This window comes from Methylocapsa aurea (genome assembly GCF_000746085.1).
Taxonomy (GTDB): domain Bacteria; phylum Pseudomonadota; class Alphaproteobacteria; order Rhizobiales; family Beijerinckiaceae; genus Methylocapsa; species Methylocapsa aurea.
This window is the reverse complement of record NZ_JQKO01000011.1, coordinates 37333-51843: the sequence shown is the minus strand read 5'-3', so window position 1 is coordinate 51843 and position 14511 is coordinate 37333. Positions and strand designations below refer to the sequence as shown.

Sequence of the window (14511 nt, the reverse complement as noted above, 5' to 3'; positions counted from 1 at the left end):
GACCGGCCGGGCCATCTGCAACAAGCACCCGAGAGAGAGGAACAAAGGCCATGAGCTTCACCATCATCGAACAGGCGACGCCGCGCCTCCATCGCTCCGAACTCGCCGTTCCGGGGTCGAATCCAGGCCTTTTCGAAAAAGCGGCGAGTTCAGCCGCCGACATTATCTTTCTCGACGTCGAGGACGCGGTCGCCCCCGATGACAAGGAGCAAGCCCGCAAGAACATCATCGCCGGGCTGAACGAAATCAACTGGGGCGCCAAGACCATGATGATCCGCATCAATGGTCTCGACACGCATTACATGTACCGCGACGTCGTCGATATCGTCGAGGCCTGCCCCCGGCTCGACATGATCCTCATTCCGAAAGTCGGCGTTCCAGCCGACGTTTACGCGCTCGACATGCTGGTGACCCAGATCGAGGCGGCGAAGAAGCGCGACAAGCGGATCGGCTTCGAGGTGCTGATCGAAACCGCGCTCGGAATGGCCAATGTCGAGGCCATCGCTCAATCGAGCCCAAGGCTCGAGGCTATGTCCTTCGGCGTCGCCGATTATGCCGCCTCGACGCGGGCGCGCACCACCGTGATCGGCGGCGTCAACGCCGATTACGGCGTGCTGACCGACAAGGATGCGAAGGGCGAGCGTCAATATTACTGGGCCGATCAGTGGCACGCGGCGCAGACCCGCATGCTGGTCGCCTGCCGCGCCTATGGCTTGCGCCCGATCGACGGGCCGTTCGGCGATTTCTCCGATGCCGATGGCTTCACCGCCGCGGCGAAGCGCGCCGCAGTGCTTGGTTATGAGGGAAAATGGGCGATCCATCCCTCGCAGATCGAACTCGCCAATGCCGTGTTCACGCCCTCCGAGGCGGAGGTTACGAAGGCCCGCCGGATCGTTGCGGCTATGGCGGATGCGGCGAAGGCCGGCAAAGGAGCCGTCTCGCTCGACGGCCGTTTGATCGACATCGCCAGCATTCGCATGGCCGAGGCCCTGCTGGCCAAGGCGGAATCGCTCGGCGTCGCTGGCTAAGACACGTCTCTCATTTAGGCGTTGAGCTTGACCCGGATCAATGCGGCGTTCCGCCATTGCCGTATCGATCCGCTCAAGCGGACCTTGTCCGCGCGCGGCTTGGGCATTCCTATATCGCCTTGTTTCAAAGGATAATCTGAACCGCAAGGGCCGCGCCATCGGAACCTTGCGTCTAGAGAATGTTCCGAACAGAACATGCTCCAACTCGTTGAATTTGAGCGATACCTTTTCGATCAGATGATTCCATCCGATCGGGAAGCGCTCTCGGTCAAGTCCAAGCTGCTCCAAGCGCTCCGGAACCTGCGGCGCGCGTTATCGCCCGCCAACAACGAGGATAATTCAATGGATTGGGATCATATCGAAGACAATTGGAAGCATTTTTCCGCCACGGTCAAAGAGAAATGGAACAAGCTGACCGAGGAAGAGATCGCCGATCTGAAGGGCAAACGCGAACATCTGGAAGCCAAGATCCATGAGATCTACGGCCACGCCAAGGACGAGGTCAAAAAGGACGTAGACGCCTGGTTGGGCGCTCTCAAGAAAAAATGACGGCGGCGGAGGCAACCTGCGCCCGTCTCTCCGGGGCGGAACGATAGTCGCCGCCTTTTCGCGGCGGCGCGGCATGACGCGGGCAGACTATCGGCTGGCGCGAAGACCAAACTCCTTCGCGCCAGCGGTGGGCCAAGTTCAGTATAGGACGTTGAACGGCGCCAGCCCGGCGAGCCGCTAAGCGACTTTTGCTGGGCATTGTGACGCCTTGCGGCCTATCCTTATTTGAGCGCCAAAGCTTTGCAATTGGCGACGACCGACGTCGTTGCCGGCGAATTCAACTTGGTGAAGACCACGCCTTCGGAGAGTTTCTCCTCGCCCTTGGCGGAAGACCCGGTATCATACACAAAATCGAAAGCATACTGCTTGTCGACCGGTCCGCCGGTTGGATTATTGACCCCAACCGGAACGACGACGAACCCGTTGATCTCAGCTTTTTCGCCTTTCGAAACCGTAACTTGTCCGGCGGCAGTAACGCCCAGAGCCTGCGCAAATCTCGGATCCGTGGTCACAAAGCGACGGTTCCATTCCCACACATTCCCGGCCTTTTGCTGCGGCGAGGATTGGTCCACATAAAGAAGCGCTGGATCGAAGAAGAAACCTTTCGCGGGCTTGGAATTATCCACCGACTGAATTTTGAAAATGGCGAATGCTTCGTCAGCCCCGGCGGTCACCGGGCCGCTCGAAGCATCATATCCTTTGCATAAGCCAATTTGGCTAAAGGAGATATTCGCAGCCGGCTCGGGACCCCGATCGCATCCAGAAAGGGAGATCGACAGCGTGACAAGCATCGGAATTGACACATAGAACAACCTTGACGTTTCCATGATACACTTTCTCATAAGACTTGGTTAACTAGCAGCGTCGCTGAACAGGACAGAACAGGGCCAGATCTCTCTATGCGGACCGGGGCCAGGCCTATCGGCTCGCCCATTCAGCCCCAGTTCTGCGATGGATCTTCCCGGCCGGCCGCCGATAATCGGAACCACCGCTGGACGCCAGCCTTCATTTTCCTCTTTGCCGGCTGGCCTCTCACTGAAACGTTCAAGCTCGCCCCAACGCGCCAAAAAAAGCGTGGCTCAGCTCAAGTCAAGAGGCCAATCGAGGCGACTTGGACTATTGTGGGCGGCTTCCAGCTTTTCTGGATCGCCAGACCGGCCCCGCGCTGACAAGCGAGGATCGAATTCAGGTCTCCTTCACGCCCACGACCATCGAATTTGGCCCGTCCAGGCTCTGCACCTGAGTCTTTGAAAAGCCAGCCTTCCGCATCCAGCCGATGCATTCCGCGCCGGTGTAATCATAGCCCGCCGGCGTTTCGACCAGCATGTTGAGGCTCATCAGAAGGCCGAAGGCGTTTTCGCGGCGCTCGTCGTCAATGATCGCGTCATAAGCGATGAGGACTCCGCCCTTCGGCAAGGCCGCGTAAGCCTTGGCGATCAGCGCCTCTTTCTGGTCTAGCCCCCAATCGTGCAGAATATGCCCCATGATCAGGACATCGACCTGCGGCAGCGGATCGACGAAGAAATTCCCAGCCTGAAATTTCAATCGGTCCGCGACTCCATTGGCCTCGACGTATTTCTCGAAAACCGGTCCGACCGCCGGCAGATCGAAACCAACGCCGGCAAGATGGCGGTGCGCCTGCACGATCGCGACGCCGAGCCCGCCCTCGGCGCAGCCAATATCCGCGAAGGACCGGTAATCGCCCCACGGAAATGCGGCGGCGAGAGCATGCGCCGTCGGCAGACTGACTCCCGTCATCGCGCGGAGGAACTCCTCCAGAACCTTGGGATCGGCGTAGATCGCCACAAATGGGTCCTCACCGCCGCTTTTGGCTTCATTCTGGGGCTTGCCGGTGCGCAGCGCCTCCGTCAATCCGCCCCAGAACGGATAAAGGCGGTTGTTGGCCATCTCCAGGAGGCCGCCGACATACGAGGGTTTGTTGCGATCCAGGAAGAGATCGGCGTCGGGCGCATTGGCGTAAAGGCCGTCGCGCCGATCGAGCATCCGCAGCGCCACCAGGGCGTCAAAGAAGTCGCGCGCACCGCGCTCGTTCAAGCCTAGTTTTGACCGAAGCGCCTCGAGGGTTTGCGGTCCCGAGGCAAGTTCGGTGAAAAGGCCAAGCTCGACCGCGCTAAGCAGCGTTTTGGAGCCCCAAAATCCCATGCCGAGTTGCAAGATCGCAGCCGGCGTCGCCGAATCCGTTGCCATTATTGATCCCCCCATATCGCTTGCAGCAACCGCCTTTCGACCCCGCCTGTGGCAGAGGCGCCGCGGCGCGAAATCGACTTTCGAACGCAGCGCCTTAGCGCTGCTTGCAGCGGCGATCAAGCGCCTTTATCCGCTTTGCAGGCCCGCCCTCATCAAGGACCGAACAGGCGCCGAGAATCCGCTCGCATCCAGGCTTCAAAACTGCAACAGAAATGCCATCGACGCCGCCTTGAAAAGCGAACCGAAAATGCGCTCCCTGGCAATTCCATTGGGTCTTTGCCTCGCCATACTTGTTCCGATCGCCGGACGCAGCGAGACAGCGCGTCCCTGGAGCGGAAGGATCAATGGCTATGACGCGTATGTTCCAGATCTGAACCAGCCGATCCGCGCCGCCGCGATCAATAATGGCGTCCCCTGGCTCCCTGACAGCGATCCTGATTGGCGCGCGGTGGCGATGCAGTTCAATTGCATTCAGCTCGATATCCCACTCGATTATTCGGCGCCGGACATCAGCGCGGACCGGATCATCGCCACGCTAAACATTGCCGCCAAGGACATAGCAGGCCATGCCGAGATTCAATATGTTCCCGTGATTCTGTTTGGCTTTTCCGCAGGCTCCGCCGCCGCCGCCATCACCGCATCGAGCCCGAAGCTCTCCAACCCCGATCCCGAGAAGCCGCCGCAACGCGTGCTGGCGGTCGTCGCGCTCCACGAGATCAGCCGGCCGCCCTATCTTCCGCCGCTGTCGACTCCCCATCTCGTGCTCTCGGATCCGGGCGATAAATATTCCGGCTTGCTGACCAATGTCGAGGACCTGACGCCCGCTATTTCCCACGACGCCTTCGCCCGCAATCGCGCCGCCGAAGGCGCGCCGCTGACGCTGATCAGTCAGCCCGGCCATTGGCATGGAGGATCAATTTTTGGCCTTCACAACAAGGTAGATTACAAATTCGCTCGTGTCTGGCTCGAGGAGGTCTTGAAGTTGCGTCTACCGGCTGAGGCGCCGACCAACGCCCCCGCGATGATGTCGAACTGGCGGCATCATCCCGGCTGGCTGGGAGCCTACGACGTCGTGATCAACGCCAACACGCAGCCGTGGGGCAATCAGGAGCGCATGAGCAATGTCGCGATTTCTCCGCGGGCTAGCTACGGCGATCGGCGTCCCTATATCTGGCTGCCCAGTGAATATTGCGCGAAAGTCTGGCGGACCTATGCCAGCACCGGAAGCATGCCCTCTCTCACCCCGGAGCAACCGACGGTTGCGGTCAACGCATTCGCCCGCACCTATCGGGCGGCGTTTTTCACCCTGCTGGCCCGTTCCTTCGGCGAAAGGCGGCTCCAAAAACTCTCCCCAATCTTCGGCGAGCGATTAAAGCCGACCCGCGATCAACCGATGCGCGTCGTCGCTGGCGCGAAACCGGCTCTCGGCTCCACACCCGATCGATGCCGCTTTGGCCCCTTTGGCCCCTTTGGCCCCTCCGGCGAACGATCGCTGATCGTGACCTTTGACCGCGCGATCGTTGCCGGGCAAGCCGCAATCGGAGCCGGATCGGCTGCCCTTCGCGGAGCGCCGATTTTCTGGTCCAACACGATGACGATCAACCTCGCCAATGTGGCTAAGGCGCAAACGCTTCAGGTCGTTTTGTCGAATATTACGCCGGCGGACGGCGGCCCGCCGATCGAAGCGACCGTGACCTCGCTTTGTCCATGAAGTCCAGGCGTTTTCCTTTACGGCAGGGATTCCCGCAGGGTCGACGCGCTATGGAACAAACGATAGGCGAAATACACGCAGATCGCGGCGACATAGATTTCCGACACCACCAAAGAGGCCACGATCCCATCGATCTGCCATAGCTTTCCAAACGCCCACGCCAGGATGAGCGAGAACGCGCCGCCGACAAGCGACCAACCCGCCAAGCCGACATGTTGATTTGTGGACAGCAACAACACGCGGGGGATATGGCTGAAGCCGCTGACCGCGGCATAGGCCAGCATCCATGCCATGAGACCCGGCACAAAGGCAATTTGACCATGTGTCCAGACTTGCAGCAGCCAGGGCGAAACGAAATAGAGCACAATGCTCAACGCCAATGCCTGAGCGGCGCCCAATAGAGCGGAGTGGCGATAGAGTTTTTCAACCGCTTGCGGGCCGCCCCGCCCAAACAGCCGAGCGAACTCCGGCCACAAGGCGTGACTGAACATTCCGGTCAATTGCACCGCGACGCGCGCCAAAGTCCGATAGGTTGTGAAGAGCGCAACCGTGGTCGTGCCCGCGAGCGCGCCAACCAAGAGCGTCACCCCTTGAAAACTGAGGGCGTTGACCAGCGGAAACGCCATAAAGGACACCGCAGGCCGGATCATGATCAACAATTCGGATTTCTGCGCCAGCCGGGTTCCCCAAATGAGACCATGATCGCCGCTTTGAGCGAGGATGACGCCAATGCCGGTGCCCATGGTGCGCGCCAACAGGCCGCAAATAGCCACGCCTGCAAAATTGCCGAATAAGACAAGGCCCAACAGGTAGCCGGCCCATTCGCCGAGGCGAACGGCATTGGCCAAGAGCGTGCCCATGGCGTAACGGCCCGTCGCCTTGAACGCCGCCTCATATAGACCTCCAAACATGGCGACCAGAATTTCCAACAGCAGCGCCGCCAAGGCGATCCGCTGATCTGTCGAGATGAAATCGGACAAGGGGACGAAGAGCGCCGCCGGAGTCATCAAGACCGCGAGGGATCCGCAGACGACCATCATGAAGACTTGCGCGGTCTGAAAAATCCGATTGGCTTCAGCAACGTCAGACCGCCCCATGGCCATTGTCATTTTATTGCCTGCGGCGTGCACCATGCCCACGTCCGCCATCGCTAAAAAGGAAGGCAATGCCGACAAAATCAGCCAGGACCCATAAGTAGCCGTATCCCAGTACAGCAGGAACATAGGTAAAGAAAAAATTTGTATTACGATGGTGACAGCTTGACCAAACGCATTGGCGCCAAAACCAGAAATTATCCTGCGCATCATCACCGAAGTCATCCTTCAAGCAGTACGGCATCCATCTCAAGTCGAAGACGCAACGACAAACCCTACATCTGTCCAACGACCCCGCCGCGGCTTCAGCCGGCGCGCTCCGGCGCTTTCAGCCGGGAACATGCGCGCAAGACCATGCGCCCAAGGGCATGACGCCAAAAAGGTGCGGACTTCTTAGATGGAATCATGCATCAAAAAATAGCGAAGAGAGCAAGCGCTGTTCCGCTTATAGCATCATGCGCCAGGCGCCAACCGAGGTCGAGAGCCCGTTGCCAAGACAGATAGAGGGAGAGCATTGCGAAAGGGCATTTATTTCGCCCTTAAGTCAAACGCGTGACGATCCGGGCACAATCAGGACGTTCGCGCGACCGCGTCGCTTCTGGGATCGTCCTCAAACCTCCACGGGCGTCGCGGCCATGGCGATCATCCTTTTCACCTCAGGGAGACAGGACCCGCAATTCGTCCCGGCCTTCAGCCGCGCCCCGATCGCATCGCTCGAATTTGCGCCATCTGCGATCGCCATCAGGATGGCGCGCGATTTGACACCGAAGCAGGCGCAGATCGTCGGGCTGGCGTCGAAATTGGCGGAGGCGCTCCTGCCGGCGAGGAGAAAGCGGCGCGCGGCGGCGTCGAGCCGCTCCAATCCCCAGGATTCGCTAAGACCGCTCCATGGCGGGATCTCGCCCTCCGGCCCAAGAAACAAAATCGTCTCCAGACGTCCTGCGACGATCCACGCCGCGCGAAAAGTCCCGCGCCTTGGATCGTTGTATCTGGCCTGTTCGGCGGGACGCAAATTTTCGCCGAGCGCCTCGACCAAAGCCGCGTAGGATTCATTCGTCGCGATCCGCGCGGCATAGCCGCCCTCGATCGCGCTCCACGCCCATGCCGAATCGCCGGGAAGCCGCAGTGTGTTGCGCGCAAGAATGAAGCCATGCGCCGCATAGGAAACCGACGCCAGCCTCGCAGGAACGGCCTTCGAATCCGGCTGCCCCGACACGGAATCGGTGAATCCATGAACCAGCGCGCCGATGCGCGCCGGCCCTGCTGTCGCATCGCTCCAGTGAATTGGCGCGAAGATGCGGCCGGGAACCTGCGCCTCGGTGACGGCGACGCGCAGGACGGCGCTTCCATATGCGGTCGCGACCCGCGCGAACCCGCCGTCAACCAGATCGAGCCGGCGCGCATCAGCAGGGTTCACCTCGACAAATGGATCGGGCGCATGGCCGGCGAGGCGAGGCGAGAGGCCGGTTCGCGTCATCGTATGCCATTGGTCGCGCACCCGCCCGGTGTTCAAAAGAAATGGAAATTCGACGGTTGGCGCGACAGCGAGCGCGGGCTCCTCGATCGCAGCGAAGCGGGCGCGGCGAAATGGCGTGAAGAAGCGCCCATCGCCGAAGAGCCGCGCCCGCCCGTGTGGGGCGCCCAAGGGGGCGGGCCATTGCAGCGGCGCCAGCGCATCGTAAGCAGCGTCGCTCAGTTCGGCGAGAGCGCCGATATCGAAGCTTCGGGCGCCGTCGTTTTCAAAGCCGGAAAGCGCGGCATGTTCGCGAAATATATCCGCCGGACCGGAATAATCGAACGCTTCGCCAAAGCCCATCCGCTTGGCGACTTCGGATGCCGCCCACCAGTCCGGCTTCGCTTCGCCAGCCAGGGGCAGGAAAGCCCGTTGACGCGAGATCCGCCGCTCGGAATTGGTGACCGTGCCATCCTTCTCTCCCCAGGCCGCCGCCGGCAGCAACACATGCGCGCCAGCTTCGATCGTATCGGTCGAGCGCACATTGTCCGAGACAACCAGGAGATCGAGCCGGGAAAGGGCTGCCCGCGCATCGTCGGCGCGCGGCAGGCTTACCGCCGGATTGGTGCCGATGACCCACAAGGCCTTGATGTCGCCGCGCGCAATGGCTTCGAACATGGGGACGGCTTTAAGTCCCTCCGTCCGCGCCATGCGCGGCGCGCCCCAAAAGCGCCCGACGCGGTTGATGTCTCCAGGTGAAAATCCCATATGGGCGGCAAGCTGATTGGCGAGGCCGCCGACTTCGCGCCCGCCCATGGCGTTCGGTTGCCCGGTCAGCGAAAAGGGTCCGGCGCCAATCTGGCCGATGCGGCCAGACGCAAGATGGCAGTTGACGATGGCCGCAACCTTGTCGACGCCCTGCCAGGATTGATTGACGCCCTGGCTATAGAGCGTCACGACCCGTTCGATCCGCAACCAAAGATCGAAAAACTCCGCGATGGCGCCTGTATCGACGCCGCATTTTCCGGCGGCGGTCGCGATATCAGGCGCGATGAGGCGCGCCTGGCTCAAGGCCGCGTCGAAATTCTCGGTATGGGCGCCGACAAAGGCGCGGTCGACGCCTTGGCTGTCGGCGAGATGGACGAGAAGGCCACAGAACAAAACGCCGTCCATGCCCGGCCGGATCGTCAGCGCGAGATCGGCGGTCTGCGTCGTCGCGGTCCCCCGCACGTCAATGCTGACGATGCGCGCCCCGCGCTTCTCGCGCGCCCGAACCATGCGCTGGTAGAGCACAGGGTGGCACCACGCCGCGTTCGATCCTACGAGCACGAGGAGATCGGCCTCGTCGAGGTCTTCATAACATCCCGGCACCGTATCCGACCCGAAGGCGAGGCGATGGCCGGCGACGGACGAGGCCATGCAGAGCCGCGAATTGGTGTCGACATTGGCCGAGCCGATGAAGCCTTTCATCAGCTTGTTGGCGACGTAATAATCCTCGGTCAGCAATTGGCCGGAAAGATAGAACGCCACAGCGTCCGGACCATGCCGGTCGATCACGCGCTTAAATCCATCCGCGACATGATCGAGGGCCGCGGCCCAGCTCGCCCGCTTGCCCTCGATCATCGGATGCAGAAGCCGCGTTTCAAGCCCTAGCGTCTCGCCGAGCGCGGAGCCCTTGGAGCAAAGCCGGCCGGCATTGGCTGGATGGCTTGCATCGCCAGCGATTGCCGCGCCGCCAAGCCCATCGGGCGTCGCGACGACGCCGCAGCCAACCCCGCAATATGGGCAAGTCGTGCGCACGCCCGGCGCCGGCGCGTGAACGTTCATCAATAGACGTCCGTCTGATAGCGGCCGCCTGCGCGCAGCTCCTTCAGGAAGGCCTTGGCGGCGGCGGCGTTCATGCCGCCATATTCGGCGCAGATCGTAAGAAGCGCCGCTTCGACATCGGCCGCCATGCGCTTGGCGTCGCCGCACACGTAGAAGTGCGCGCCTTGCGACAGCCACGACCAGAGCTCGGACGCCTCCTCGCGCATCTTGTCCTGCACATAGACTTTCCGCTCGCCATCGCGCGACCAGGCGAGGGAGATTTTGGCGAGCGTCCCTGCCGCCAGGAAGCCGGACATCTCGTCCTCGTAGAAATAGTCTGCGTCGCGCCGCTGATGGCCGAAGAACAGCCAGGCCGGTCCTTGCGCCTTGGTCGCCACGCGTTCTTGCAAAAAGGCCCGGAAGGGAGCGACGCCGGTGCCGGGGCCGACCATGATGATCGGGGTTTTTCCATCGGCCGGCGGCGCAAAGGCATGGGCGCGCTGGACATAGGCCTTCACCGGCGCGCCCGGCTGCAAGCCCGCGGCGAGAAAGGTCGAGGCGACGCCAAGGCGCTCGCGCCCAGCGATCGAGTAACGCACTTGATCGACGCAAAGCGACACCCTGCCGGGGTTGGCCTTCAGCGAGGAGGCAATCGAATAAAGGCGCGGCTGCAGCGGCTCTAGCGCTTCGACGAAGGCCTCGGGATCGGGCCGCAGCCCGGCGAATTTTTCCAGCGCCGCGAGCACGTCGAGCGTCGCGGCGTCGCCGTCCGGATCTTCGCCTTTCGCCAAGGCCTTCGCCTTCGCCCGACGCGGGCCGCCAGTGATGTAGGAGATGAGCGAGAACAGCATGTCGGGCGCGGCGCCCAGCGAAACATCCTCCATCAACACGCGGCGGAGAGTCTTATCCGCGACCGGGAAGTCCTCGGGCGCGCCGATCGCTGCGATCACGCGATCAACGAGCCCGGGATCGTTGCGCGGAAAAACTCCAAAACTGTCGCCCACTTCGTAATCGAGCCCCGCGCCCGAAATATCGAACTCAACATGGTAGGTCGCCTTTTCGGAGCCTTCCCGATTGAGCCTTTTTCGCGAAGCGAAGATCGCTTGCGCCGGGGCGTTTCGCGAGCGGCCGGGACGCTGGTCGGCGTCCCGCGATTGCGCCATCGCCTTGGTCTCGGCTTTGAGCTTGGCTTCATCGGGATCGATCGCGCCGCCGCCCATTTCCTCGACGAGGCCTTTCAACATCCGGGCGGTTTCCTTCGCCCCCGGCGCACAAAGGTTCAGACGGTCCTCGGCCTGCGCTGCGATCGCGTTCGCGTAATCCTCGCAATTATAGCCGCATTGGCCGCAGTCCTGTTGCGCCATCGCCGCCATCATGCGCCGCCGCATCGGCCGGTCCGCGGCGAGCTTCATCCGTTCGGGCAACGGCAGCGTCTGATCATGCCAAGGCGCCCCGTCATCGTCTGGCGCACTGAGAGGCGGCTCGCTCTCATTGGCGGGGACGGCCGTAGCCGGCGCTCCGTCAAGCGCGGTGAGCCCCGCAAAAAATCCGTTCAGCCAGCCGCGTTGCTCGGGGCTGAAAGGCGCGGTCTCCGGAATGATCGGCGCGATCGCGGAAGAGCGTGAAATGGCGTTCATGCGTTAAGCCCCTCCGCGAAAGCCTTGAGCGCCGCAACCTCGCGCCGCGCGGCGAACTCTTGAAAATTTTCCGCCGCGCTGGAGCGCTGCGCCTGATAGGCCGCGAGCAGGCGCAGGACCGCATTGGGCGCATCCTTGGCCTTCACATCGCGCAAGATCTCGCGCCCGATCGCGCCAGAGCCGCCATGGCCGCCTCCGACAACGATGTGATATCCGTCCACCGTATCGCCATCCTCGTTCACCGCGACGCGGGCGCCGATGAGTCCGATGTCGCCGATGTAGTGCTGCGCACAGGAATGGTGGCAGCCGGTGAGATGGATGTTGACCGGTTGGTCGAGCGCGATCCGCGATTCGCACCAGGCGGCAATCTCTTCGGCGTCGGCCTTCGTCGCGGCGGCGGAAAACTTGCACCCTTGCGAGCCGGTGCAGGCGACGAGCCCCGCGCGAATCGAGGAGGCCCGCCAACCGAGGCCGGCGGCTTCAATCGCCGCCTTGGCTGCGTCCAAATCTCGTTCGGAGACGCCGGAGATCAACAGATTCTGCCAGACGGTAAGGCGCAGATCGCCATCGCCGAATTCGCGCGCAATGGCCGCCAGCGCGCGCATCTGCGCGCAGCTCATCCGCCCGACCGGAAGGACCACGCCAAGGTAGAAAAGACCCGGCTGCCTCTGCGGATGCGCGCCGATATGCGCGTGTCGATCTTGCGCCGGGCGCGGCAGGATAAAGGATGCATCGACGCGGGTTAGCGGGCGGCCGAGGCGCTCCTCCACTTTGGCGAGAAAGCCGGCAAGGCCGCGTCCGTCGCTCGCATAGCGGTCGAGCACATATTTCAGCCGCGCCTTGTTGCGATTGGCGCGGTCCCCCTCGGCAATGAACTGACGCACGATCGCATCCGCGACATCGGTGGCCTCGCCGGGCCGCACGATGACGCCGGTCTCGCGCGCCAGATCCTTGTGGCCGGTGATGCCGCCGAGGATCAGCTTGAACCAGACGCCTGGCTCGACGCCGGCGCCCGCCGCGACCTCCACAGCCTGGAAGCCGATGTCATTGGTGTCTTCAAGCGTCGGGATCGCCCCGCCGCCGTCGAAGGCCACATTGAACTTGCGCGGCAGGCCTGTGAGCGCGCGCTGGTTGAGGATATGAAAATGCCATTCGCGCGCATACGGGCGGGTGTCGATCAATTCGGCGTGGCCGATGCCGGCGGTGGCGTCGCCAGTCACGTTGCGGATATTGTCGGCGCCGGCGCCGCGCGAAGTCAGGCCGAGATCCTGCAATCCCTCGACAATGCAGATCGAATCCTTCGCGCCGATCTCCCGGATTTGCAGATTGGCGCGCGTTGTCGCATGCGCATATCCGCCGCCGAACCGCTCCGCGAGATCGGCTACTCCCGCAAACTGCCAATGCGACAACACGCCATTGGGGATGCGCAGCCGGCACATGTAGCTGTCTTGCGCCGGCGCCACATAGAAAAGCCCATGATAGCGCCACCGGAAATTGTCGGCCGGCTTTGGAAACTCACTTCGCGCAGCCTGATCCCGCAGTCTCGGATAGGCGTCGAAGGGATGTTCCTCGCGTTTCCATTTTTCCTGGTCGGCGAGCTTCTTGCCGGCCTTCGTCGCCTCATCCTGGGCGAGAAAATGCGGCGCATCGGGCCCGATCGGCTTGGCCTCGGAGCCTGCAAGGCCAAGCGCCGATAAGCCTTGTTTCTTGCGCGCGGCGTCGAGGCCGAAAACGAAGCCTTCGAGATAGCGCTTCTGATCGGGGGTGAAATCGCCGTTCATGGGGCGCCTCACGCCGCTTGCGCGAGGGCGAGCGCCGGCCCGAACGCCAGGAGATCGCGCATGTGGGAAACATCGGCGCCGGAACGGATCAGATCGAGATACCAGAGCCCGTCCGCCGCATCGCCAAACAGCACCGCCCCGGCAAGCCGGCCTTCCCGCAGAACCAGCTTCTTGTAAATTCCAGCTCCCTCATCCTCGAGCATAAGACAATCGTTCGACTCATTTTCGATGAATTGCCCAGCCGAAAAGACGTTGACGCCGGAGACCTTGAGGTTGGTTGCAAGGGTCGAGCCCAAATAGCTCGCGGCAAGATCGCCGGCGAGGCGATGGGCCAGGATTTTCGCCTGCTCATAGGCCGGCTCGACCAATCCATAGACATTGCCTCGGTGTTCGGCGCATTCGCCAAGCGCGAAAATATCGGGGTCGCTGGAGGCGAGCCCGTCGTCGACGACGATCCCGCGATTGACCGCGAGCCCGGCGTCCTTGGCGAGCTGCGCCCGCGGCCGGATGCCGACCGCGCAGACCACGAAATCCGCATCAATGAGACGACCGTCGGAGAGAGCCACAGCCCGCGCTCGCTCCTCTCCAACCACCGCCGCCGCATCAGCGCCGAGCACCACATCGACGCCCTTCGCTTCGATGGCGCGCTTCAGCAAGGCGCCCGCCCTCGCGTCGAGCTGGCGCTCCATCAATTGATCCATGAGATGAATGAGCGTGACTTTCACGCCCGCCTTGGCCAGGCCATAGGCCGCCTCGATGCCGAGAAGGCCGCCGCCGATCACCGCGGCGCGCGCGCCGGGCGCCATCATGGCGCGCATCGCCTCGACATCGGCGAGGTCGCGGAAGGTCAGGACGCCGGGTAAGTTCATGCCGGGCTTTGGCAAACGGATTGGAGCCGAACCGGTCGCCAGCACAAGCTTCGAATAGGAAAGGCGCGCGCCGTTGGCGAGCGTCAGCCTCCCGCCCTCACGGTCGATGGATGTGACCGCCTGCCCCGTGAGCGTCGTCGCGCCGCGCGCGCTCCACCAGTCTTGCCCCTTCAGCTCGATCGCCGATTCGTCGATTTCGTCGGCGAGCAGCGACGACAGCAGAACCCTGTTGTAAGACAAGCGCGGCTCGTCGCCAATGACGACGACGCTGTAGCGGCTAGGCGCGCGCTGCGTCAGTTCATCGACAAAGCGCGTCGCGGCCATGCCGTTGCCGACAACGATCAGAGTTTCGCTCATGGAATAGCCCTCGCGGCA

General features: G+C 62.5%; 10 protein-coding genes. 3 read left to right on the top strand and 7 right to left on the bottom strand.

Annotated elements, in window-relative coordinates:
* Window positions 1-50: 50 nt before the first annotated feature.
* Both DL86_RS08900 and DL86_RS08895 read left to right on the top strand, forming a co-directional pair.
* A complete protein-coding gene (locus tag DL86_RS08900; protein WP_036260465.1) occupies window positions 51-1028 on the top strand; it encodes an HpcH/HpaI aldolase/citrate lyase family protein in 978 nt (325 codons plus the stop codon).
* A 342-nt stretch (window positions 1029-1370) separates the two neighbouring features.
* Entirely contained in the window at window positions 1371-1577 is a 207-nt protein-coding gene (locus tag DL86_RS08895; protein WP_036260604.1) for a CsbD family protein, read from the top strand.
* 221 nt (window positions 1578-1798) lie between these two features.
* Here DL86_RS08895 and DL86_RS08890 read toward each other — a convergent pair whose 3' ends face one another.
* Window positions 1799-2368, bottom strand: a complete 570-nt coding sequence (locus DL86_RS08890; protein WP_036260463.1) for a hypothetical protein — start codon at window positions 2366-2368, stop codon at window positions 1799-1801.
* A 394-nt stretch (window positions 2369-2762) separates the two neighbouring features.
* A complete protein-coding gene (locus DL86_RS08880) occupies window positions 2763-3785 on the bottom strand; it encodes a methyltransferase (RefSeq protein WP_036260460.1) in 1023 nt (340 codons plus the stop codon).
* Between the two features lie 247 nt (window positions 3786-4032).
* Here DL86_RS08880 and DL86_RS08875 point away from each other — a divergent pair, with 247 nt between their 5' ends.
* Entirely contained in the window at window positions 4033-5496 is a 1464-nt protein-coding gene (locus DL86_RS08875; RefSeq protein ID WP_156964552.1) for a hypothetical protein, read from the top strand.
* A gap of 17 nt (window positions 5497-5513) precedes the next feature.
* Here the strand turns inward: DL86_RS08875 and DL86_RS08870 are convergent, their stop codons facing one another.
* From DL86_RS08870 to DL86_RS08850, 5 genes are all read right to left on the bottom strand, one after another.
* On the bottom strand, window positions 5514-6629 hold the full coding sequence (locus DL86_RS08870; RefSeq protein WP_156964551.1) for a lipopolysaccharide biosynthesis protein: 1116 nt from the start codon (window positions 6627-6629) through the stop codon (window positions 5514-5516).
* Between the two features lie 571 nt (window positions 6630-7200).
* A complete protein-coding gene (locus tag DL86_RS08865; RefSeq protein ID WP_036260454.1) occupies window positions 7201-9870 on the bottom strand; it encodes a nitrate reductase in 2670 nt (889 codons plus the stop codon).
* The gene (locus DL86_RS08860) at window positions 9870-11486 is read right to left on the bottom strand and encodes a sulfite reductase subunit alpha (RefSeq protein ID WP_036260452.1); all 1617 of its coding nucleotides are present in this window, start codon (window positions 11484-11486) and stop codon (window positions 9870-9872) included. Before DL86_RS08860 ends, DL86_RS08865 begins: the two co-directional genes overlap by 1 nt.
* On the bottom strand, window positions 11483-13267 hold the full coding sequence (locus tag DL86_RS08855; protein ID WP_036260451.1) for a NirA family protein: 1785 nt from the start codon (window positions 13265-13267) through the stop codon (window positions 11483-11485). Before DL86_RS08855 ends, DL86_RS08860 begins: the two co-directional genes overlap by 4 nt.
* Before the next feature lie 8 nt (window positions 13268-13275).
* Window positions 13276-14493 (bottom strand): NAD(P)/FAD-dependent oxidoreductase, encoded by a 1218-nt coding sequence (locus DL86_RS08850; RefSeq protein WP_051953045.1) that lies wholly within the window; start codon window positions 14491-14493, stop codon window positions 13276-13278.
* Window positions 14494-14511 lie beyond the last annotated feature (18 nt).